General features: G+C 65.8%; 18 protein-coding genes. 12 read left to right on the top strand and 6 right to left on the bottom strand.

What is annotated here, in order from left to right; translation table 11 throughout:
* Positions 1–91 precede the first annotated feature (91 nt).
* Positions 92–955 (top strand): alpha/beta fold hydrolase, encoded by an 864-nt coding sequence (locus Y887_RS11075; protein WP_046964384.1) that lies wholly within the window; start codon positions 92–94, stop codon positions 953–955.
* A 184-nt stretch (positions 956–1139) separates the two neighbouring features.
* On the opposite strand, the gene pacR is transcribed toward Y887_RS11075, so the two are convergent.
* Both pacR and Y887_RS11085 read right to left on the bottom strand, forming a co-directional pair.
* The gene (pacR, locus tag Y887_RS11080; RefSeq protein WP_046964385.1) at positions 1140–3497 is read right to left on the bottom strand and encodes a PacR family protein; all 2358 of its coding nucleotides are present in this window, start codon (positions 3495–3497) and stop codon (positions 1140–1142) included.
* Positions 3498–3719: 222 nt separating this feature from the next.
* Positions 3720–5951: a DUF1631 domain-containing protein gene (locus Y887_RS11085; protein WP_046964386.1), complete on the bottom strand. Its 2232-nt coding sequence runs from the start codon at positions 5949–5951 to the stop codon at positions 3720–3722.
* Between the two features lie 133 nt (positions 5952–6084).
* Between Y887_RS11085 and Y887_RS11090 the strand changes: the two genes are divergently transcribed.
* From Y887_RS11090 to Y887_RS11110, 5 genes are read left to right on the top strand one after another with little or no spacing between them, the layout of a single operon-like run.
* Positions 6085–6660: a nitroreductase family protein gene (locus tag Y887_RS11090; RefSeq protein ID WP_046964387.1), complete on the top strand. Its 576-nt coding sequence runs from the start codon at positions 6085–6087 to the stop codon at positions 6658–6660.
* On the top strand, positions 6657–7637 hold the full coding sequence (locus Y887_RS11095) for a 5'-3' exonuclease (RefSeq protein ID WP_046964388.1): 981 nt from the start codon (positions 6657–6659) through the stop codon (positions 7635–7637). The genes Y887_RS11090 and Y887_RS11095 overlap by 4 nt, the downstream gene beginning before the upstream one ends.
* 2 nt (positions 7638–7639) lie before the next feature.
* Positions 7640–8191, top strand: coding sequence for an NUDIX hydrolase (locus Y887_RS11100; protein ID WP_046964389.1), 552 nt, complete (start codon positions 7640–7642; stop codon positions 8189–8191).
* A complete protein-coding gene (locus tag Y887_RS11105; RefSeq protein WP_104611277.1) occupies positions 8172–8969 on the top strand; it encodes an N-formylglutamate amidohydrolase in 798 nt (265 codons plus the stop codon). Before Y887_RS11100 ends, Y887_RS11105 begins: the two co-directional genes overlap by 20 nt.
* Before the next feature lie 57 nt (positions 8970–9026).
* Positions 9027–9923 (top strand): leucine-rich repeat domain-containing protein, encoded by an 897-nt coding sequence (locus Y887_RS11110; RefSeq protein WP_046964390.1) that lies wholly within the window; start codon positions 9027–9029, stop codon positions 9921–9923.
* Positions 9924–10141: 218 nt separating this feature from the next.
* Here the strand turns inward: Y887_RS11110 and pip are convergent, their stop codons facing one another.
* Both pip and prmC read right to left on the bottom strand, forming a co-directional pair.
* Positions 10142–11083 carry a prolyl aminopeptidase gene (gene pip / locus Y887_RS11115; protein WP_046964391.1) on the bottom strand — a complete coding sequence of 314 codons (942 nt, stop codon included), beginning with the start codon at positions 11081–11083 and terminating at the stop codon, positions 10142–10144.
* 134 nt (positions 11084–11217) lie between these two features.
* Positions 11218–12072: a peptide chain release factor N(5)-glutamine methyltransferase gene (prmC, locus tag Y887_RS11120; RefSeq protein WP_046964392.1), complete on the bottom strand. Its 855-nt coding sequence runs from the start codon at positions 12070–12072 to the stop codon at positions 11218–11220.
* Between the two features lie 203 nt (positions 12073–12275).
* Here prmC and ahpC point away from each other — a divergent pair, with 203 nt between their 5' ends.
* The 6 genes from ahpC (at position 12276) to Y887_RS11150 (ending at position 18509) form a co-directional block, all read left to right on the top strand.
* Positions 12276–12839, top strand: coding sequence for an alkyl hydroperoxide reductase subunit C (gene ahpC, locus Y887_RS11125; protein ID WP_010381556.1), 564 nt, complete (start codon positions 12276–12278; stop codon positions 12837–12839).
* 190 nt (positions 12840–13029) lie between these two features.
* Positions 13030–14622, top strand: coding sequence for an alkyl hydroperoxide reductase subunit F (ahpF, locus tag Y887_RS11130; protein ID WP_046964393.1), 1593 nt, complete (start codon positions 13030–13032; stop codon positions 14620–14622).
* A 90-nt stretch (positions 14623–14712) separates the two neighbouring features.
* Entirely contained in the window at positions 14713–15654 is a 942-nt protein-coding gene (locus Y887_RS11135) for a LysR substrate-binding domain-containing protein (RefSeq protein WP_046964394.1), read from the top strand.
* Positions 15655–16062: 408 nt separating this feature from the next.
* Entirely contained in the window at positions 16063–16503 is a 441-nt protein-coding gene (rnk, locus tag Y887_RS11140; RefSeq protein ID WP_046964449.1) for a nucleoside diphosphate kinase regulator, read from the top strand.
* Between the two features lie 53 nt (positions 16504–16556).
* Positions 16557–17525 carry a transaldolase gene (gene tal, locus Y887_RS11145; protein WP_046964395.1) on the top strand — a complete coding sequence of 323 codons (969 nt, stop codon included), beginning with the start codon at positions 16557–16559 and terminating at the stop codon, positions 17523–17525.
* A 414-nt stretch (positions 17526–17939) separates the two neighbouring features.
* On the top strand, positions 17940–18509 hold the full coding sequence (locus Y887_RS11150) for a type 1 glutamine amidotransferase family protein (RefSeq protein WP_046964396.1): 570 nt from the start codon (positions 17940–17942) through the stop codon (positions 18507–18509).
* Positions 18510–18875: 366 nt separating this feature from the next.
* Here the strand turns inward: Y887_RS11150 and msrA are convergent, their stop codons facing one another.
* Both msrA and Y887_RS11160 read right to left on the bottom strand, forming a co-directional pair.
* On the bottom strand, positions 18876–19526 hold the full coding sequence (gene msrA, locus Y887_RS11155; protein WP_046964397.1) for a peptide-methionine (S)-S-oxide reductase MsrA: 651 nt from the start codon (positions 19524–19526) through the stop codon (positions 18876–18878).
* A 96-nt stretch (positions 19527–19622) separates the two neighbouring features.
* Positions 19623–20138: an SgcJ/EcaC family oxidoreductase gene (locus Y887_RS11160; RefSeq protein WP_046964398.1), complete on the bottom strand. Its 516-nt coding sequence runs from the start codon at positions 20136–20138 to the stop codon at positions 19623–19625.
* Positions 20139–20251: the final 113 nt, after the last annotated feature.

Here is a 20251-nt window from a genome sequence, read left to right on the forward strand (position 1 = left end):
GCAGATAATCTTGACGCTGACAAGATTCAGGCACCAGACTTGGGCCGCATCTTGTCATCGACAAGATGGCTCACTCCCACAAGGAACGCCCATGAGCTCAACCCTCACCAAGCTGCGCGCGAGGTTGCTGCGCAGCCTGCTGGCCGGCGCCAGCCGCCTGGCTCCTGGCCCGACCGGCCGCTATCTGGCACGCCGCTTCGTGACCCCGGGCCCGGCCGGACGTCGACAGGCTGCCGCTATCGCAGCCACGCTGGACGATGTGCAACGCCAGACGCTGCGCATCGACGGCCTCGACATCGCGGTGTACCAGTGGGGTGACCCCGCCCGGCAGCCGTACGTCCTGCTGTCGCATGGCTGGGCCAGCTACGGCTTGCGCTTTGCCGCCTGGGTTCCGCAGCTGCGGGCACTCGGGTATGCGGTACTGGCCTTCGACCAGGCCGCACACGGCCTGAGCAGCGGGCAGATCAGCAACCTGCCGCATTTCGTGAAGATCCTGCGCGAGATGGGCAGCCGTTTCGGGCGCCCCGCCGTCTTTATCGGTCACTCGCTGGGCACCGCCGCCGCGGTGTTTGCCGATGATCCGGCCTGGCGCCCTGCGCGCTATGTATTGATCGCCCCGCTGGTGGAGCCCGCAGGCAGCGCGAGGCGCCAGTTCCAGGCCGCCGGCCTTGCGCCTGCGACCTTTGTGCCGTTCGAGAACTGGCTGATCGAGCTGACCGGCACCTGTTTTGCCGACTTCGACGCGACCTCGCATCTGCCGCTGTTCGATCGCCCGGCGCTGGTCATCCACGACCGCCGCGATCGCGAAACGCCCTGGGAAGAAGGCGCACGCTTTGCCGCACTCTGGCCGGGCGCGCAGCTGTTCAGTACCGAAGGGCTGGGGCATAACCGCATGGTCGATCACCCCTCGGTGATCACGCGCGCACTGGATTTCGTCGGGCCGGCAGCGCCGTAAGCGCACTCCGGCAGGGCGTCAGGGTTGGCCTGGCCGGCAGGCCTCGGATGCCATCCGCATCGGTGGACGGCGCTGGGCGACGCGGTGTCGCGCGCACGCCCGCCAATCGCGAGCAGGCACGTGGGCGATGCGAGTGCTGCAGTCGTTCCGCCGGCCTTGCGGCCAAGGCAACGCCAGCGCGCCTTCAGTGCACCGTGCCGTTGGTGTGCAGCGGGTCCAGCCGATCGATCACGCCCTGCATCGCACTGTCGAACGCGCCATCGTTGATGTGTTCGCGCAGGCGGCCCAGCCGCACCATCACTGCCAGCTCTTCGGGCGAGGCGACGCAGAAACGCACACCGCGGCGGTTGACGAACAACAGCCGCTGCGAGATCGGGCTCACCCACGACAGCTTGCCGGCCTGGACCTTGCCGTCCTTGTCGACAAAATCCAGCCAGGTACCGATGTCCATCGCACGGAAACGTTCGGCGTCGGCACTGTCGATGCTCTGTGCCACAGCTTCGGCACCCAGCACCACGCTGACGCTTTCGGCGGCCGGCGGCGGCAGGTTGACCTGCGGCAGTTCCGGAAGGGCTTTTTCCAGCTCCGGGCGCGCCTCGGCAATGGCCTGCAAGGTGTCGTGCAATGCGGTGATCGCCACCACCACCGCGTCGCCATGCAGGCCCACGCTGGCAAACACGCGATGCAATGCCGGTTGCCAGACCTGCAGCCACGGCTTGCCGATGATGTGACGGCGCGCCTCACCCAGTTCTTCCAGCACGCCATCGGCCAATGCCAATGCCTCCAGCGTGCCGGGGCCTTCGTCGCCGTCGCGCAGGATCGCCATGGTCAGATGATGCAGCCACGGCTGGCGCAGAAAATCTTCCACCGCCTTGGGCAACGGCGCACCGGCCAGCACGCGCTGCTCCAGCTCCGTCAGCGCGCGGCTGCGCGCCAACTCGAGCTTTTCCTGGCCGCGCTGGGTCTCGGTGGCGCGGCGCTCGGCGATTTCCACGCGGCGGCGGTGCTGCGACAGGAAGTCGCGGAACTCTTCTTCCAGGGTCAGGAAGATCGCCAGGTTCTCGTTGAATTCGGCTACCAGGCGGTCGACGATTTCTTCGACCTTGCCCATCAGCACGCGCTCTGCGGCGCTGTCGCCGTTGTTGCCCTCGCAGGCCTCGGCCAGCGAATTGAGCAGGCGCCGCGCCGGGTGGGTCTTCTGCACGAACATCTTGCGGTCCAGCAGCGCCACCTTGACGAAGGGCACCACCAGCCGGCCGATCATCTCGCGCGAGCGGTTCTCCAGATCGCGCTCGTCCAGCATCACGTCGAACAGCATGCCGACCAGGTCGATCGCATCCTCGTCCATCGGGTCCAGCTTTGCGGTGGCCGGGTCCACGCCCAGACGCGTGGCGCTGTTGAGCACTTCGTTCTTCAAACGCTGCGCAAGCGATTCGTTGTCGTCGCCGATGGCCGCCTGCAACGTTGCGCTGGGCGTGGCCTGCAGCAGCGACAACACCGACATCATTTCGCGCTGACTCAGCGGGCGTTGCTGGCCCACCGCCACCGACGCGGCCGACGCCGTGCTGTCGCGCACGCTACGGGTCTGCTGCAACAGCTCATGCAGCGCATCCAGCAGCATGCCCTGGCTGCCGCCCGGATGATCGGCGTCGCCGTCCATGCCGCCGGCGCCAGAACCATCGGCATGGCCGCGTTGCGCGGCGGCCTGCATCCGGCCACGGCTGTGCGCCCAGCGATCCAGGAAGCGATTGGCCCAGGCTGGTGCGTATTGATCGTTCTGATCGTCGCCGTCCGTCTCGGCGTTGTCGCCCTGCGCCTGGGCCTGCGCACGCTCTTCGGGCGTCTGCCCGCGTGGCGGCATGCGCGGTGGCGGGCGCTTGGGCTGCGAAATCTCCGGCATCACGCCGGCCTTGGCCAGGGTTTCGTCCAGGCGCGCATACAACTTGCCGATCGGCTCGGCCAGGTCGCGTTCGCACAGTTTGATCAGCACCAGCCGCACTTCCGGCGCCAGGTCGCAGGTGGCGAACGCCTCGTGGATCGCCACGCCCAGATGTTCCGGACCGATCGGGTTGGTGTCGGCCACCAACTCCAGGCCACCGGCAACCCAGCCCAGGCGGCGGTCGACGCGCGCCAGCACCTGCTTGAAGTCGCGCAACAGCACGGTGGCAAGGTTGCGCACCGCCAACCGCGACTCGAGCACGTGCTCGGGCACCAGACTGAGCGGACCGGTGCCCATGTCGCCGGCCAGCACCACTTCGGCCGACAATGGCGCGCCCAGCAGTAGCGCCTGCCAGCCGTCTTCCAGCTGTTGGCGAAATTGCGTGGTCACGTCCTCGCGCTTGCGGCGCAACTCGCGCATGCCATCGAGAAACAGCAGCTGTGACGCGCCAGCGGACTCGGCGCGATCGAACAGGACATCATCGAAATGTGCGACTGCAGCTGCAAACACCTGCACGAGCGCGGGCACGAACACGTCGTGCGCCTGTTCGAGCAAGCGTTGGTCACGGCCCGGGTGTCCCGACGGACTGGGCTGAAAAGTCATGCGCAAAGGCTCCCCGCCTCTGCAGGCGTGAAAATATTCAAACGAGGAAAAACAGACGCGGCCCCAAATTCCGCCTTCGCATGGTAGGCGTTTCGTTCGTTCGTTAAGTGTGACGCAGCTCTCACTTTACTCGTGACCGCCCAGGGTTTGCGTGTCAAGCCGACATCCTAGCTCGCAACGCTACGGTGGAGCCTGCCGTGGCTCCTTATACGCCTGCGGGGGTTAAGGCTTCAGGTTGGCAGTCGCATCCAGCCCGTCGACCACGCCCTGCATGGCGCTGTAGAAAGCGTCCTCTTCGCGGTGCAGACGCAGCCGGTCCAGCCAGACCATCATGGCCAGCTCTTCGGGCGAGGACACGCACAGCCGCCCGCCCCGGCGATTGACGAACATCAGCCTCCCGGAAATCGGGCTGATCCACGACAGCTTGCCGGGCTGGACGCGGCCTTCGCGGTCGACAAAATCCAGGCTGGTGCCGATCGCCAGGGCGCGAAAGAAATCGGCGGTGACGCGGTCGAATTCCACCTGCGCGCCGGCATCGAGCATCGGCGTCAGCGGCTCTGCCACCGGCTCGGCCAGGCTGGGGGCCAGGCTCAACGCGCTCAGGGTGGGCGCGAGCGGTTCCGCAGCGGCGGCGGCCGGCATGGGCGCCAGCGCGCGCAGCAACTCCTGCAAGGCCTGCTCGGCCTCCCGCGGTCCAAGGCCGGCCAGCGCAAACGCCTGCAGCAGCGCCGTCCGTTGCGCGTCCAGCCCGGTGTCGCTGCGTGCAGGCGTCGACTGCGCCAGCACGGCATCGCCCACTGCAATGGCGGCGTCCAGGGCGGGGCCGGCGCCATCGGCGCGCAGCGCGGCCTGTTGCACGCTCGGATGCCAGACGCGGCTGAGGAAGTGCTCCACCACCGGCGGCAGCGGCCCGCGTGCCAGGCGCTCGGCCAGCGCCTGGGCGGCAATGCCGCGCGCGCGTTCGCGGCGTTCTTCGGCGCGTTGCAGCTCATTGGCGCGGCGCTCGGCAATGTCCACGCGTCGCCGGTATTGCTCGTAACTGGCGCCGAACTCGGCTTCCAGCGCCAGAAAGACCGCTGGATGCTCATCGAAGTCGCGTACCACGGTGGCAACGGCAGACTCCACCTGCGCCAGCAGGGCCTGTTCGGCGGCGGTTTCGCCGCCGTTGCCGTCGCAGGCATCCACCAGCAGATTGAGCAGGCGGCGCGCCGGATGCCCATCGCGCACGAACAGATGGCCGTCGAGCATCGCCATCTTGGCCATCGGCACCAGCAGTTGCCCCAGCAGGCGACGTTGCGCCGCGGAGAGCTGGCTCTGCACCAGGATCGCGTCGAACAGCAGCCCGATCAGATCCAGCGCGTCGGCATCGTTGGGATCCAGGCAGGTGGTGGCCGGGTCGACGCCAAGCGAGGCAGCCGCGCGCATGAGGTGCTGACGCAGCGCGTAAGGCAGGCCCCGTTGCCCGTCGTCGATGCTGTCGAACCCGGCGCCGGGCATGGTCTGCAACAGCGACAACGCCGAGACCACTTCGCGTGGCGACAGCCGCCGCAGCGCGGCCGACTCCGACAGGCCAGCCTCGGGCTCGCGCAGGCCGCGCGCCTGTTGCAGGCGCTGGTGCAATGCGGCCGGCAGCACTTCGCGGCCACTGCGCAAATGCACGTCGATCACCGCCACGCCGACCAGCGCACCCTGCCCGCCGGACCAGTCGGCAAAGAAGCGGGCGATCCAGTCCGGCGTGTCGGCGCTGTCTTCGCCGCCGGCCTGGCCCTGCCGCGGGATGCCGCTGCGGCGCAGCCGCGCCTGCGGCAGCTCGCGCAGACGGGCCACTTGCGCCAGGGCCTGCTCCAGCTCCGCATAACGCTGGCCCACCCGCGGCATCAGCTGCTGCTCGCACACCTTGATCACCGCAAGATGCACCTTCGCCGCCAGCGTCACGCCCTGGAAGGCCTCGTATAGCGCCACACCCAGATGCTCTGGACCGAACGGGTTGCTGTCGCCATCGATGCGCAGCCCGCCGGCGATGAAGCCCAGATAGCGATTGAGCCGCATCAGCTCCGGCCGCCATTGATGCTGCAGGGCGCCGGCCAGATTGCGCACCGCCAGCCGGACTTCCAGATCCTGTTCGGGCAACAGGCTCAGCCCGGCCGCGCCGCGCGCCAGAGTGCGTTCGGCCGAGAGCGGGCGCGCGGACTCCAGGCCCTGCCAGGCCTTGGCCAGATGCCCGCGAAAGCGCGCGGTGATCGGCTCGCGCTGCTGCCGCAAGGCCTGAATGGCTTCCATGAAATCGTTCTGCGCCGCACCGGCGTCGGCCGCCAGCCGGAACAGCGCCTCTGCCAGCGCGTCCTGCACATCGATGAATGCATCGGCCAGCGGCAGCAATACGATCTCGCGCACCTGATCGAGCAATTGCGGGTTGCGGCTGGGTAGCGGCTCGGCGGAAACGAACTGGGTCATCGGACAACGCTGAAAGAGCGGGCAGGAAGGGGCGATGCCATGACTGCAGACATCCCGTGGCCGGCCATCATGCGGACGGCGTTGGGAAGGGCCCGTCTATAATTGACGCATTCGTTGCCCAGAACCGCAAATTATGCACGCACCCTATTCGCTCCAGGCGCTGGACGCGCGTCGCTCGGTCCCTTCCAAACAACTGGGTGAGCCCGGACCGGATGAAGACACCTTGCTGCGCATGCTGACATCGGCCGTGCGCGTGCCCGATCACGGCAAGCTGGTGCCGTTCCGTTTCCTGCGCATCAGCGGCGACGCGCGGCATGCCTTGGGCGACTTTCTGGCCGAACGCACCCAGGCCGCCGATCCGCTGGCGCCGCCGGCGGTGGTCGAGAAAGACCGTAACCGCTTCAGCGATGCACCGCTGGTGATCGTGGTCGTCGCCACGCTACGCCCGGAGCACAAGGTGCCCGAGCAGGAGCAACTGCTCACCGCCGGCTGCGTCTGTTTTGCACTGCTGCAGGCCGCACAGGCGCATGGCTTCGGCGCGCAGTGGCTGACTGCCTGGATGGCCTACGACCCGGCCGTGACCGGCTATCTGGGCCTGGGCGAAAACGAGCGCATCGCCGGCTTCATCCACATCGGCACGCCGCGCATGCAGGTGCCCGAGCGCGAGCGTCCGGACCCGCGTGCCTTGCTGCGCGACTGGACCCCGTGAGCACCCTGTCGGGTGCCATTGCCGCGGCGCTGCCGGGCGGCCCGCGCCCGGAGCCGCTGTACCTGATCGATGCCAGCCTGTACGTGTTCCGTGCCTGGCACTCGATTCCGGACGAGTTTCAGGACGCGCAAGGCTGGCCGACCAATGCGGTGCACGGCTTTGCGCGTTTTCTGCTGGACCTGCTGGAACGCGAGCGCCCGCAGCACATCACCATCGCCTTCGACGAAGCACTGGACAGCTGTTTTCGGCATGCGATCTATCCCGCCTACAAGGGCAATCGCGAGCCGGCACCGGATGCACTGCGACGCCAGTTTGCGCATTGCAAGGCGCTGTGCGCGGCCCTGGGCCTGAGCGTGCTGGCCCACCGCGAGTACGAGGCCGACGACCTGATCGGCAGCGCCTTGCACAGCGTGCGCGCGCAAGGCCTGCGCGGGGTGATCGTGTCGGCCGACAAGGATCTGTCGCAACTGCTGCTCGAACACGACGAACAGTGGGATTACGCGCGCAATCTGCGTTGGGGCATGGACGGAGTCAAGGCACGCCATGGCGTGCACGCGCATCAGATCGCCGATTATCTGGCGCTGTGCGGCGATGCGATCGACAACATTCCCGGCATCACCGGCATCGGCGCCAAATCGGCGGCCGTGCTGTTGGCGCATTTCGGCAGCCTGGATGCACTGCTGGAACGCATCGACGAGATCCCGTTCCTGCGCTTGCGCGGTGCTGCGCAAATGGCCGTACGGCTGCGCGAACAACGCGATCACGCGTTGCTGTGGCGCCAGCTCACCACCATCGCACTGGATGCACCGCTGGGCTTGACCGACGCCGGTTTCACGCGCGCACAGGCCGATGCGGACATGCTGATCGGCTTGTGCGACAGCCTGCGCTTCGGGCCGCTCACGCGCCGCCGCCTGCTGGCCGTGTGCGATGGCGCCGCGCTGCCCCCACCTCCCGCTTCCCTGTCTCAAGGCGCCTGACCATGAACCGACACGACACCCCGCCCACCGTGGTCTACGAAGGCAAGTACCAGCGCATGGTCGTGCGCGGTACCTGGGAATACTCCGAACGCGTGCATGCCGGCGGCCTGGCCGCGATCATCGTGGCGGTGACCCCGGACGATGCGATGTTGTTCGTCGAACAGTTCCGTGTGCCGCTGCAGGCCCGCACCATCGAAATGCCGGCCGGCCTGGTCGGCGACGTGCATGCCGACGAGTCGATCGAGCTGTCGGCGATCCGCGAACTGGAAGAAGAAACCGGCTGGACCGCCGCGCACGCCGAAGTGCTGATGATCGGCCCGACCTCGGCCGGCGCCAGCAGCGAGAAGATCGCCTTCGTGCGCGCCACCGGGCTGCGCAAGGTCGGCGCCGGCGGCGGCGATGCCAGCGAGAACATCACCGTGCACGAGATTCCGTGCACCCAGGTGGGCGCCTGGCTGGTGCAGAAGATGGCCGAGGGCTATCAGATGGACCCCAAGTTATGGGCCGGGCTGTATCTGGTCGATCACGCCCTGGATGGCACGCCGCGTGGTTGATGCCACTGTGAACCCATTGCTGGGCCCGGAAGACCCGCCGGCGTTCACCGTGCACAACGCGCGGGCGGCATCGCCGTGGCTGTTGATCGCCGACCACGCCGGCCAGCGCGTGCCGGCACGGCTGGCCAATCTGGGCCTGCCGCAGTGTGAGCTGGACCGCCATATCGGCTGGGATATCGGAATTGCGCAGGTCACCCGCCTGCTGGCCGAAGCGCTGGATGCCATCGCCATCGTCCAGACCTATTCGCGCCTGGTGATCGACTGCAACCGGCCCGATGGCGCGGCCAGCCGGATGCCGGACATCAGCGATGGCACGTCGATTCCCGGCAACCTGGCGTTGACCGCCGCCGATCGCCAGCAACGTATCGATGCGATCTTCGCGCCATACCACGCGCGCATCGCCGCCGAACTGGATGCACGCGCGCAGCGCGCCCAACCGACGCTGCTGGTGTCGATGCACAGCTTCACCCCGGTGATGGCCGGCAACGCGCGTCCCTGGCATGCCGGCGTGCTGTACCACCGCGACACGCGGCTGGCGCATCGCTTGCTGGATGCCTTGCGTGCGGAACCGGACTTGGTGGTTGGCGACAATCAGCCGTATGCGGTCAGCGATGCCACCGACTACGCCATCCCGGTCCATGGCGAAGGCCGCGGCCTGCTGCATGTGGAACTGGAAATCCGCCAGGACCTGATTGCCGATATCGCCGGGCAAACGGCATGGGCGCAGCGATTGGCGCGTCTTCTTCCACCGTTGGCCGATGGGTCACTGCAGCGCTGATCGGGAGCGAACCAAAAACCTGGATGCAGGGCGCGTTCGACGAAAGGAGCAAGCACGATGACAGAGACTCTGTTCGAAGCCGATGAGCGCACGATGGAGAACCTGATGGAGGGCCCATGGGCCAGCATCGAGGGAAAAACCCATGGGCTGTCGCGCCGGACTGCATTGTTCAACAAGAGCGGCTTCGAAAAATACAGCCACCTTATCGATGCGTATGGGTGTGACGGATTCTCGATCGCGCCTGAGGATGTCGTGCAGGGCGAGTTGAAGGCGCATTTTTCGCCAGATTTCAGCAAGGTAAGAAGGCGCGAGGCGATTGTCGAGATCGGCATACTGGGCAATAGCGTCTTCGCGGAAGACTTCGACTATGACGTGTTCAAAAGCTTCAGCAACGTCAAAGGACTCACGACACAGAACGTGTCTTTCGGCCCCATCCTTCCGACCCTCTTCCCCGCGCTTGAAACGTGGCAGAGCCTTGACTGGAAAAGCAATAAGCTCCACTCCCTCAACGGTAGCTGGACCAAGCTTGCACGCCTTTCCGTCCACGGATTCAGTGGGTCGCTGGACGTGTTCGACGACCGTCCCATTCGCAAGCTTTTCCTGATCTCGTCAACAATAAAGAAGATCGACGAGATTGCACGCTGCACCTCACTTGAAGTCTTGCAGTTTGTCGCCTGCCGCCTTACGGGCGACGTCTCATCACTGTCGCGCCTCGCACAGCTGCGCGCGCTGCGCCTTGAAGGCAAAAATACACTGCAAGGCTGGGAGTCCCTGTACAGCGAAACCTTGCGGAATTTCTGGGCAACGGATCTACCGTGCCGCTTCCGTCCAGAACAATTTCCACACATCGAAAACTATGTCATCAACACCTACCGGAACAAGGACCCGTTCCGAATGGTTGTTGGCGATCCAGACGAGATCGAAGAAGCATTCGCCAGCATCTTCACCGAATAACCCTTCGCATCGACGCCAGGCTGGCCATGGGCGTAGTTGATCGTACGACCGACGCGCTGCCGCGTAGAGGCGGAAACGCAGAAAGATCAACGCTGCGCTCGGTGCGCGCGAGTGGCGTGGCCGAGATCGGCCACGCACCATGGCTGGCGTGATGGTGTGGTGGCTGCCTGCAGCGGCTGCGGCCAGGCCATGATGGCAGCCGCACCCATTGCGATCGCTCAGGCGAACCGGTCCGTGGCGCGCACCAATGCATCGACATTTTCCGGCTCAAACGCCGAGTGCCCCGAGGCCGGGCTGATCTGCAACTGCGCCTTCGGCCAGGCCTTGTGCAGATCCCAGGCGCTTTGCAGCGGGCAGACCACATCGTAACGGCCGTGCACGATCACCCCGGGGATATCGGCAATGCGGTGGGCGTCACGCAACAGCTGGCCCTCCACCTCGAAGAAGCCCTTGTTGACGAAGTAGTGGTTCTCGATGCGTGCGAAGGCCGACGCAAAGTGCGCGTCCTCGTGCCCGGTGACGAAGTCTTCGTCGACGTGCAAAAAGCTGGTGGCGCCTTCCCACACGCTCCAGGCCTTGGCGGCGGCCAGTCGTGTGGCTTCGTCGTCGCTGGTCAGGCGGCGATGGAAGGCGGCGATCAGATCGCCATGTTCGTCGGCCGGAATGGCGTTGATGTAGTGCTCCCATGCGTCCGGGAACAGCCGGCTGGCGCCTTCCTGATAAAACCATTCCAGCTCGAAACGACGCAGCAGGAAGATTCCGCGCAGCACCAGCTCGGTGACCTGCTGCGGGTGGGTTTGCGCATACGCAAGCGCCAGCGTCGAGCCCCAGCTGCCGCCGAACACCTGCCAGCGGTCGATACCCAGATGCGTGCGCAGGCGCTCGATGTCGGCGACCAGATCCCAGGTGGTGTTGTCGGTGAGATCGGCATGCGGGGTGGACCGGCCGGAGCCACGTTGGTCGAACAACACGATGCGGTACTTGGCCGGGTCGTGGAAGCGCCGCATCTTGGCGTTGCACCCGCCGCCCGGGCCGCCGTGCAGCATCACCACCGGCTTGCCCTGCGGATTGCCGCACTGTTCGAAGTACAGCGTGTGGCGGTCATCGACCTTCAGGCTGCCCTGCTCGTAGGGCGTGATCTCGGGATAGAGCGTGCGCATGCGTCGGTCCTGGGCGAAAACCCGCATTGTAGCGATCGACGATAGAGCCGACGGCCAGGTCTTCCCGCAGCGGGGTGTGACCGGACACGCCGGCGCGCAGCGACTGCACCATCAGCGACGCTGCAGCAGATACCTTATGGCGTAGCTCCCGGCTCCCAGCATCCCAAGGTCACCCGATCGCGCTGTTCCAGATCCTGGTGCGTGGCCACCTGCGTAAACCCGCAGGTGCGCAGCAGCTCGGCCACGGCCGCGCCCTGATCCCAGCCATGCTCGAGCAGCAGCCAGCCGCCTGCGCGCAGATGCGCAGGCGCATCGGCCACGATCGAACGGATGTCGTCCAGTCCATCGCTGCCGGAGGCCAGCGCGCTGGCGGGCTCGTAGCGCAGATCGCCCTGCGCAAGATGCGGGTCGCCGGCGGCGATGTATGGCGGATTGCTGGCGATCAGATCGAAGCGCTCGCCGGCCAGCGGCGCGAACCAGTTGCCGTGGCGGCAGTGCACGTTCGATAGACGGTGACTGTCGACATTGCGCTGGGCGACGGCGAGCGCAGCCGCACTGGCGTCGGTGGCGATCACCTGCGCCTGCGGCCGCTCGCTGGCGATCGCCAGCGCGATCGCGCCGCTGCCGGTGCCCAGATCGGCCACGCGCCGGCCGGGCGTAGGGTCCAGCCGCTCCAGCGCCAGCTCGACCAAGGCTTCCGTATCGGCGCGTGGAATCAGCGTGGCGGTGGAGACGGCCAGGTCCAGGGTCCAGAACCCGCGCGAACCGGTCAGGTAGGCCACCGGCTCGCCGGCCAGCCGCCGCTGCACCAAGGCGTCGAAGGCCTGAACGATGACCGGCGGCACTGGCTCGCGGCCGTGCGCGAACAGCCAGGCGCGATCGCGGCTCAACGCGTGCAACAGCAGCGGCTCGGCGTCTCCACGGTCGATCCGTCGCGCGGCCTGCCGCAGCAGCTGCTCGGCGGGGAAGCCTGCAGGATCGTCGCTCATACGTGCCATTCACTTATGCGAAACATCGGCCGACCATTATCGGAGATGGGACACCCCACCCGCAGCACCAGATGCTGCCTGCACAATCGATAGCCAAAAACTATCTATCCAATTCCATCAATCGATTTGAGAAATCTATCGATCCTGCCTACCATGGCGACTGTTCCATCCCCCGCCCCCCTTTCATCACACGAGGAAACTCAATGTCTCTCATCAACACCCAGGTCCAGCCGTTCAAGGCGAATGCATACCACAACGGCAATTTCATCGAAGTCACCGAGGCCAGCCTGAAGGGCAAGTGGTCGGTGCTGATCTTCATGCCGGCCGCATTCACCTTCAACTGCCCGACCGAAGTGGAAGACGCCGCCGACAACTACGCCGCGTTCCAGAAGGCAGGCGCCGAGGTGTACATCGTCACCACCGACACGCACTTCTCGCACAAGGTGTGGCACGAGACCTCGCCGGCCGTGGGCAAGGCAAAGTTCCCGCTGATCGGCGACCCGGCCCACAAGCTGACCCGCGCCTTCGGCGTGCACATCGAAGAAGAAGGCCTGGCCCTGCGCGGCACCTTCATCATCAATCCGGAAGGCGTGATCAAGACCCTGGAAATCCACGACAACTCCATTGCCCGCGACGTCACCGAGACGCTGCGCAAGCTGACCGCGGCGCAGTTCGTGGCCAACAACCCTGGCCAGGTCTGCCCGGCCAAGTGGAAGGAAGGCGCCAAGACCCTGGCTCCGTCGCTGGACCTGGTCGGCAAGATCTAAGCCGCCGCGCATCCCTGGCCCGGTTCATCGGGCCGGGGGTGAACCGGAGCCGGTGCCGGGCTGCCCGCCAGCCATCGCCAGCACGCATTCCCGACATCGCGCCGGCTGCGGTTCACCTCCTTCCTCCCCGGCGACCTGCGCCTGCGCAGCGACGCCACGCCCTCCCCTTGCCCATTCCCAGGAGTTTTCCATGTTGGATGCCAATCTCAAGACCCAGCTGACCGCCTACCTGGAACGGGTGACGCGGCCGATCCAGATCCACGCCTCGATCGACGACAGCGCCGGCTCGCGCGAAATGCTCGACCTGCTCGAGGACCTGGTGCTGCTCTCGGACAAGATCAGCCTGGACATCCACCGCGACGACAACCAGCGCAAGCCTTCGTTCGCGCTGACCACGCCCGGCCAGGACATCTCGCTGCGTTTCGCCGGGCTGCCGATGGGCCACGAGTTCACCTCGCTGGTGCTGGCGCTGCTGCAGGTCGGTGGCCATCCGTCCAAGGCTGCTGCCGAGCTGATCGAGCAGGTGCAGCATCTGGATGGCGACTACCAGTTCGAAACCTATTTCTCGCTGTCGTGCCAGAACTGCCCGGACGTGGTGCAGGCGCTGAATCTTGCCGCCGTGCTCAACCCGCGCATCAAGCACGTGGCCATCGATGGCGCATGGTTCCAGGACGAGGTCGAGACCCGCCAGATCATGTCGGTGCCCACCGTCTACTTGAACGGCGAGCTGTTTGACCAGGGCCGCATGACGCTGGAGCAGATCGTCGCCAAGCTCGACACCAACGCGGCCAAGCGCGACGCCGCCAAGATCGCCGCCAAGGACGCCTTCGACGTGCTGGTGGTCGGCGGCGGCCCGGCCGGTTCGGCAGCAGCGGTGTATGCCGCGCGCAAGGGCATCCGCACCGGCGTGGCGGCCGAGCGCTTCGGTGGCCAGGTGCTGGACACCATGTCGATCGAAAATTTCATCTCCGTGCCGGAAACCGAAGGCCCGAAGATGGCCGCCGCACTCGAACAGCACGTGCGCCAGTACGATGTGGACATCATGAACCTGCAGCGCGCCGAGCAGCTGATCCCGGCCGGTGCCGATGGCCTGATCGAGGTCAAGCTGGCCAATGGCGCCTCGCTCAGGAGCAAGACCGTGATCTTGTCCACCGGCGCGCGCTGGAGGCAGATGAACGTGCCTGGCGAAGACCAGTACAAGAACAAGGGCGTGGCCTACTGCCCGCATTGCGATGGCCCGCTGTTCAAGGGCAAGCGCGTGGCGGTGATCGGCGGCGGCAATTCCGGCGTGGAAGCGGCGATCGACCTTGCCGGCATCGTGGCGCATGTCACGCTGGTGGAGTTCGACGACAAGCTGCGCGCCGATGAAGTGCTGCAGCGCAAGCTACGCAGCCTGCACAACGTGCGCATCATCACCAGCGCGCAGACCACCGAAGTGCTCGGCGACGGGCAAAAGGTCACCGGCCTGGTCTACAAGGACCGCACCGGCGGCGATATCCAGCACATTGATCTGGAAGGCGTGTTCGTGCAGATCGGCCTGCTGCCCAACACCGAGTTCCTGCGCGGCACGGTGGAGCTGTCGCCGCGTGGCGAGATCATCGTCGACGACCGTGGCCAGACCAATGTTCCGGGCGTATTCGCTGCCGGCGACGCCACCACGGTGCCGTACAAGCAGATCGTGATCGCGATGGGCGAAGGCTCCAAGGCCGCCCTGAGCGCATTCGATCACCTGATCCGCTCCAGCGCACCGGTCAGCACCGAAAACGTTGCGCAAGCCGCATAAGCGCAACCGCGGCCATCGCCCGGCCATGCCGGGCGCTAAGCTGCATCGCACGTCAGTCGTTAACCGTCACCGCCATGAGGGCTGCTGCACATGAATCTGCGTGACTTGAAATATCTGGTAGCCCTGGCTGACCACAAGCATTTCGGCCGCGCCGCGACGGCGTGTTTTGTCAGTCAACCGACACTGTCCACCCAGATCAAGAAACTCGAGGACGAGCTGGGTGTGCCGCTGGTGGAACGCGCCCCGCGCAAGGTGATGTTGACCCCGGCCGGCCGCGAGGCCGCCATGCGCGCACGCGGCATCGTGGCCGAGGTGGAACAGATGAAGGAAGCCGCACGGCGCAGCCAGGACCCGGAAGCGGGCACGGTGCGGCTGGGCATCTTCCCCACCCTGGCGCCGTATCTGTTGCCGCATGTGGTGCCGCGCATCCGCGAGCGCTTCCCGCGCCTGGAGCTGCTGTTGATCGAAGAAAAAAGCGACCAGCTGATGCACCAGTTGCGCGAGGGACGCCTGGATGCGGCGCTGCTGGCGCTGCCGTTGCAGGACGATCAGTTGCATGCCGAATTCCTGTTCGAAGAACCCTTCGTGCTGGCGGTGCCGGAAGGCCATCCGTTGGCGCGCCACGACAGCATGACGCTGGACGATCTGTCCGAACAGCGCCTGTTGCTGCTGGAAGACGGCCACTGCCTGCGCGAACAGGCGCTGGATGTCTGCCATCTGGCGGGGGCGCTGGAGAAGTCGGAATTCCAGGCCACCAGCCTGGAAACCCTGCGTCAGATGGTGGCTGCCAATGTCGGCGTCACCCTGCTGCCGCTGCTGGCAGTCAAGCCGCCGGTTGCCCGCTCGGAAAACATCCGCCTGATCCGCTTCCGCGAAGACAAACAACCCAGCCGCCGCATTGCCATGGCATGGCGTCGCAGCTCGGCCATGACCGCCTTCCTGGAGCAGCTGTCGCAGTTGTTCAAGGAATTGCCGGACAGCCTGTTCACGCTGGAGCAGCCTGTGACCGGTCCGAAGGCGGTTGCGGCTTAGGATTCGGGATTCGGGATTCGGGATTCGGGATTCGGGATTCGGTAAAGCGTTTCACGGCTGTGGTCGCTTTTGGCGACATGCGTAAACGACAAACAACGGCGGCGCGGAACCGGCGCCTTTTGTTTTTCTTCCGCTGCTGTCTTCCACCGCTGCAGATTCATCCGTGCAGCCGCTTCCATCTGGTGCTTGCATGCGCAGGCGTTCGATCCTGCCATCTGCGCCCTGGGCCTCTGTCGCAGCGCTCGCTTGATCGACACGCCAATCCTGGCGCCCTGCGACGTCGCATCGCCCTTCGCAAGTCAGTCTCACCGCTGCGCCAGGCGGCATGTATTGGGATCGGACGACGGCGCCCTCATCTTGTCGATGCCGCTTGCCGTGTTGGCGAGCCGTATTCGTCAGGAGAGTGCCATGACTTCGCAACATCACAGCGGCTTGCCGCCATCGATTCTTGTCTCCAGCCACGACCTCGCACGTCTTGAGGCCTTGCTCGATTCCCCCGCGTTCAACAAACATCCCGCCGCCACCGCGCTGAGCGACGAACTGGGCCGCGCACGCGTGCTGCCGCCCGACCAGATTCCCGGCGATGTCGTCACCATGCACTCGCGCATCGAATGCGAAGACCAGCTGTACGGCGAACGGCATACGCTCACCCTCGTGTACCCGCATGAGGCCGATGTCCAGCACAGCCGCATCTCGGTGCTGGCGCCGGTCGGCAGTGCGCTGCTTGGCCTGTCGGTCGGCCAGAGCATCGACTGGCGCACGCCCGACGGGCGCGACCTGCGCCTGCGCGTGACGGCCGTGCACGATCAACCCGCTGCCGCGGGCGACTTCCAGCGCGCGGCGCGCTAACGTAGCGCGCTGCGTCCTATCCACGACCCGTTCCACGATTCGAGAGAACCCGCATGACTGCATCCCCCTCCAAGCTTGCCCAACTGCGCGACCTGTCGGTCGTCGTTGCCGACACCGGCGATTACGACGCCATCAAGCGACTGAAGCCGGTCGACTGCACCACCAATCCCACCCTGGTCAAGAAGGCGCTGGACCTGCCGGTCTACGCCGATCTGATCGAACGCGAACTGGCCTGGGGCCGCGAGCACGGCGGCGACGATCGCACCGCCACCATCCACGAGGTCGCCGACCGCCTGACCATCGGCGTGGGCGTCAAGCTGGCCGAACTGGTGCCGGGCCGCGTCTCCACCGAAGTGGACGCCGACCTGGCCCACGACACGCAGGCCACCATCGCCAAGGCGCGCAAGTTCATCGCGATGTACGCCGAGCGTGGCGTGTCCAAAGACAAGATCCTGATCAAGATTGCCGCGACCTGGGAAGGTATCGAAGCCGCCCGTCAGCTGCAGCGCGAAGGCATCGACTGCAACCTCACGCTGATCTTCAATCGCTCCCAGGCACTGGCCTGCGCGGAAGCCGGCGTGTTCCTGATTTCCCCGTTCGTGGGCCGCATCCTGGATTACTACGTCGCCCAGGGCCAGACCCCGGCCAGCATCGACGAAGATCCGGGCGTGGTGTTCGTGCGCACCGTCTATAACGAATTCAAGCGGCGCGGCTCGTCCACCGTGGTGATGGGCGCCTCGTTCCGCTCTACCGCGCAGATCGAAGCGCTGGCTGGCTGCGACCGCCTGACCATCTCGCCGGACCTGCTGGAAAAGCTGGATGCCGAACACGGCGAGTTGCCGCGCAAGCTCTCGCCAGCCGACGCCGACAACGCGCAGATCACCCCGATCAACAGCGACAGCTTCGCCACCGACCTGGCCGCCGACCCGATGGCCACCGAAAAGCTGGCCGGTGGGATCGAGACGTTTGCCAAGGATCTACAGGCCCTGCGCAAGACCATCGCCGACAAGCTCGCCGGCTGATCGTCTTGACGTACAAGGACGACACCAGCGCCCGCAGCCAATGCTGCGGGCGTTGTCGTCTTCGGGGATGCAGCGAGGATCGCACCACAGCATTTACTCCTGCTCGCACACCACGGCCCGCGCATCCGATGCACTGCTTGCAGGTCGATACCGCTGCCCGGCGCGCTTCCCCGGCGCCGGTACACGCTGTCTATTGAGGTAACGCAGGTAACGCGACGGATCCGACCCACACAGCATGCCTCGCACAGGGTGGTCACCCTGCTATCCCGCCTGTCTCGCCGGCAGCCTCCGTTCGGCTGGCCGGTGAACCCGGTCGCGATGCCGCCCGCTCCCCCTGCGCATCTGCACACCTTGCTTACAATCGCCGCGCGCGCACTGCCTAGAATCCGGATACCTCAACTGGCGTAACGGACAATGGCAAACATTGCAGTGGTGATGGTCGACGGCGTGGCCGATTGGGAAATCGGCGTGGTGCTGCCAGCGGCGCGCGAATGGTTTGGCGACCAGGTGGCCATTGCCAGCATCGATGGTCAGCCGGTGCAGTCCATCGGCGGTCTGCGCATCGCCCCGGAATTTGCGCTCTCGGACCTGGCGCCGCTGGATGCCGACCTGTGGATCCTGCCCGGCAGCGAGCGCTGGCAGGCGGGCGAGATTCCCGGCTTGAGCGGGCTGTTGGTGGAGCGCGTACAGCACCAGCGCCCGGTCGCGGCGATCTGCGGCGCCACCCTCGCGCTGGCGTATGCCGGCCTGCTCGACAACCGTGCCCATACCAGCAACGCGCTGGCGTTTTTGCAGGAACACGTGGTGCCGTATGCCGGCGCCGCGCAGTATCGCCACGAAAAAGTCGTCACCGCCGACAGTGTGATTACCGCGCCAGGCACCAGCCCGGTCGGCTTTGCGCTGGCCTGCATGCGCCTGCTGCATCCCGAACGTACCGACACCCTCGCGCAGCTGCGCGGCATGTTTGCCGGCGAATTTGTCTGATCCAACGGAGACAAGCACGCCTGGCGCACCGGCTGCGCTGACTGGATGCAGTGATTCGCCGCACCGATTCCTTGCACCGGTGGGCTGTCGTGATTGGCTATGGTGGTTGACTGTCGTGGTTGACCGCAATAACTGACCGCAATGATTCGCTACGCCGGTTCGTCTCTCAGCCAGACGCGGCGGCGGCGCGTCTGGCGCACGCCGCAAAAAAAGATGGCCACGTCGTCTCCGACGTAGCCATTCAAGTTGCCTGGCATGCACTCCCATGCGCTGCCTGATCGTGATAACGCTGCCGGTCACTCTTGGCCATCGGCGCGCTGCCACGATCACGTGGTTGGCAGCGTTTCAATCCGGCCCGCCTTTCCGTCAGGCATCCAGCCCGATCGGGCAGCTCACTCCCGTGCCGCCAAGCCCGCAATAGCCATTGGGGTGCTTGGCGAGATACTGCTGGTGATCGTCTTCGGCGTAGTAGAACGTCGGCGCCGGGAAACGGATCTCCGTGGTGATTGCGCCATATCCAGCAGCCTCCAGTTGCTGCTGATAGGCATCGCGGCTGGCGCATGCCGCGTCGTATTGCGCCTGCGTCGTGCAATAGATCGCCGAGCGGTACTGCGTGCCGACATCGTTGCCCTGCTGCATGCCCTGGGTGGGGTCGTGGCTTTCCCAGAACGTGCGCAGCAACTGTGCGAACGACACCGATGCTTCGTCGTACACCACCAACACCGCTTCGGTATGGCCGGTCTGTCCCGAACACACTTCGGAGTAGGTGGCATTGGGTGTCTCGCCCCCGGCATAACCCACTGCGGTGGTGTACACCCCCGGCACGTTCCAGAACTTGCGTTCCGCGCCCCAGAAGCAACCAAGCCCGAATTGCACCTGGGCCAGACCGGTGAATTCCCCGCGCAACGGATGACCGTTGATCAGGTGCGTGTTATGCAACGGCAGCGCTTGCTCGCGGCCAGGCAGTGCCTCGCCCGGACGTGGCATACGTTGTTTGAAGGCGCCGATTCCCAGCATGGTGCAACTCCGCAATCGTGAGGATTGCCTGCTGGATGGCGCCGGCCGCAGCAGCTTTCAAGCCTGCCCGGCCGGCACGCGCCGCCGATGCGGCGCTTACTTGGTCTTGGCGACCGCCGCACGGGTGTCCACTTCCGGCATCGCCGAGCTGTGGTGGTTGATGATCAGCCACTTGCCGTCGCGCTTTTCGTACACGAAGGTGTAGCGCGCCTGCACATCGGACTTCTTGCCGTCCTTGTCGGTCAGCGTGAAGGTATACACGCCCGCATCCACCGCGCTGTCGTCATCGAGCACGCGCACGGTGCGGTAATTGACCACGCCCCGCGGCTTTTTGGTCAGGAACATCTCGAAGTACTTTTCGATCTGCTCGCGCGAGGCACGCACTTCGTTGGACACGGTCGGCAGCAGCACGCCGTCCGGCGCATACAGATCGGCCACCTTGTGCGGGTTGCCCGTCGCCAGCGCGGCGTTCCAGGTGTCGAACAGCGCGGCGACTTCACGCTCTTCGCCGCCAGCCGGCAGCGTGGCCTTGTCGGCGTAGTGCATGACGCCGCCGGCCAGCGCCGGGGTGGCAGCCAGAGCCAGAACCAAAGAGGACAGAGTGCGACGCATGGGAAATCTCCGTTGGGTTGTGGTGGGGTGCCTCATCGGGCGAGCTCAGTATCGAAATCAAGCAGCCCCAACAATTCTGCCGACTGGCATATACTCAAATATGCTGATCGGCC

The organism is Xanthomonas pisi DSM 18956, assembly GCF_001010415.1.
Lineage (GTDB): Bacteria > Pseudomonadota > Gammaproteobacteria > Xanthomonadales > Xanthomonadaceae > Xanthomonas > Xanthomonas pisi.

What these genes read in the sequence shown, in the direction of transcription:
- Y887_RS11075 (WP_046964384.1), top strand. Translation starts at nt 92, where the DNA reads ATGAGCTCAACCCTCACCAAGCTGCGCGCGAGGTTGCTGCGCAGCCTG.
- pacR (WP_046964385.1), bottom strand. Translation starts at nt 3,497, where the DNA reads ATGACTTTTCAGCCCAGTCCGTCGGGACACCCGGGCCGTGACCAACGC.
- Y887_RS11085 (WP_046964386.1), bottom strand. Translation starts at nt 5,951, where the DNA reads ATGACCCAGTTCGTTTCCGCCGAGCCGCTACCCAGCCGCAACCCGCAA.
- Y887_RS11090 (WP_046964387.1), top strand. Translation starts at nt 6,085, where the DNA reads ATGCACGCACCCTATTCGCTCCAGGCGCTGGACGCGCGTCGCTCGGTC.
- Y887_RS11100 (WP_046964389.1), top strand. Translation starts at nt 7,640, where the DNA reads ATGAACCGACACGACACCCCGCCCACCGTGGTCTACGAAGGCAAGTAC.
- Y887_RS11105 (WP_104611277.1), top strand. Translation starts at nt 8,172, where the DNA reads ATGGCACGCCGCGTGGTTGATGCCACTGTGAACCCATTGCTGGGCCCG.
- Y887_RS11110 (WP_046964390.1), top strand. Translation starts at nt 9,027, where the DNA reads ATGACAGAGACTCTGTTCGAAGCCGATGAGCGCACGATGGAGAACCTG.
- pip (WP_046964391.1), bottom strand. Translation starts at nt 11,083, where the DNA reads ATGCGCACGCTCTATCCCGAGATCACGCCCTACGAGCAGGGCAGCCTG.
- prmC (WP_046964392.1), bottom strand. Translation starts at nt 12,072, where the DNA reads ATGAGCGACGATCCTGCAGGCTTCCCCGCCGAGCAGCTGCTGCGGCAG.
- ahpC (WP_010381556.1), top strand. Translation starts at nt 12,276, where the DNA reads ATGTCTCTCATCAACACCCAGGTCCAGCCGTTCAAGGCGAATGCATAC.
- ahpF (WP_046964393.1), top strand. Translation starts at nt 13,030, where the DNA reads ATGTTGGATGCCAATCTCAAGACCCAGCTGACCGCCTACCTGGAACGG.
- Y887_RS11135 (WP_046964394.1), top strand. Translation starts at nt 14,713, where the DNA reads ATGAATCTGCGTGACTTGAAATATCTGGTAGCCCTGGCTGACCACAAG.
- rnk (WP_046964449.1), top strand. Translation starts at nt 16,063, where the DNA reads ATGACTTCGCAACATCACAGCGGCTTGCCGCCATCGATTCTTGTCTCC.
- tal (WP_046964395.1), top strand. Translation starts at nt 16,557, where the DNA reads ATGACTGCATCCCCCTCCAAGCTTGCCCAACTGCGCGACCTGTCGGTC.
- Y887_RS11150 (WP_046964396.1), top strand. Translation starts at nt 17,940, where the DNA reads ATGGCAAACATTGCAGTGGTGATGGTCGACGGCGTGGCCGATTGGGAA.
- msrA (WP_046964397.1), bottom strand. Translation starts at nt 19,526, where the DNA reads ATGCTGGGAATCGGCGCCTTCAAACAACGTATGCCACGTCCGGGCGAG.
- Y887_RS11160 (WP_046964398.1), bottom strand. Translation starts at nt 20,138, where the DNA reads ATGCGTCGCACTCTGTCCTCTTTGGTTCTGGCTCTGGCTGCCACCCCG.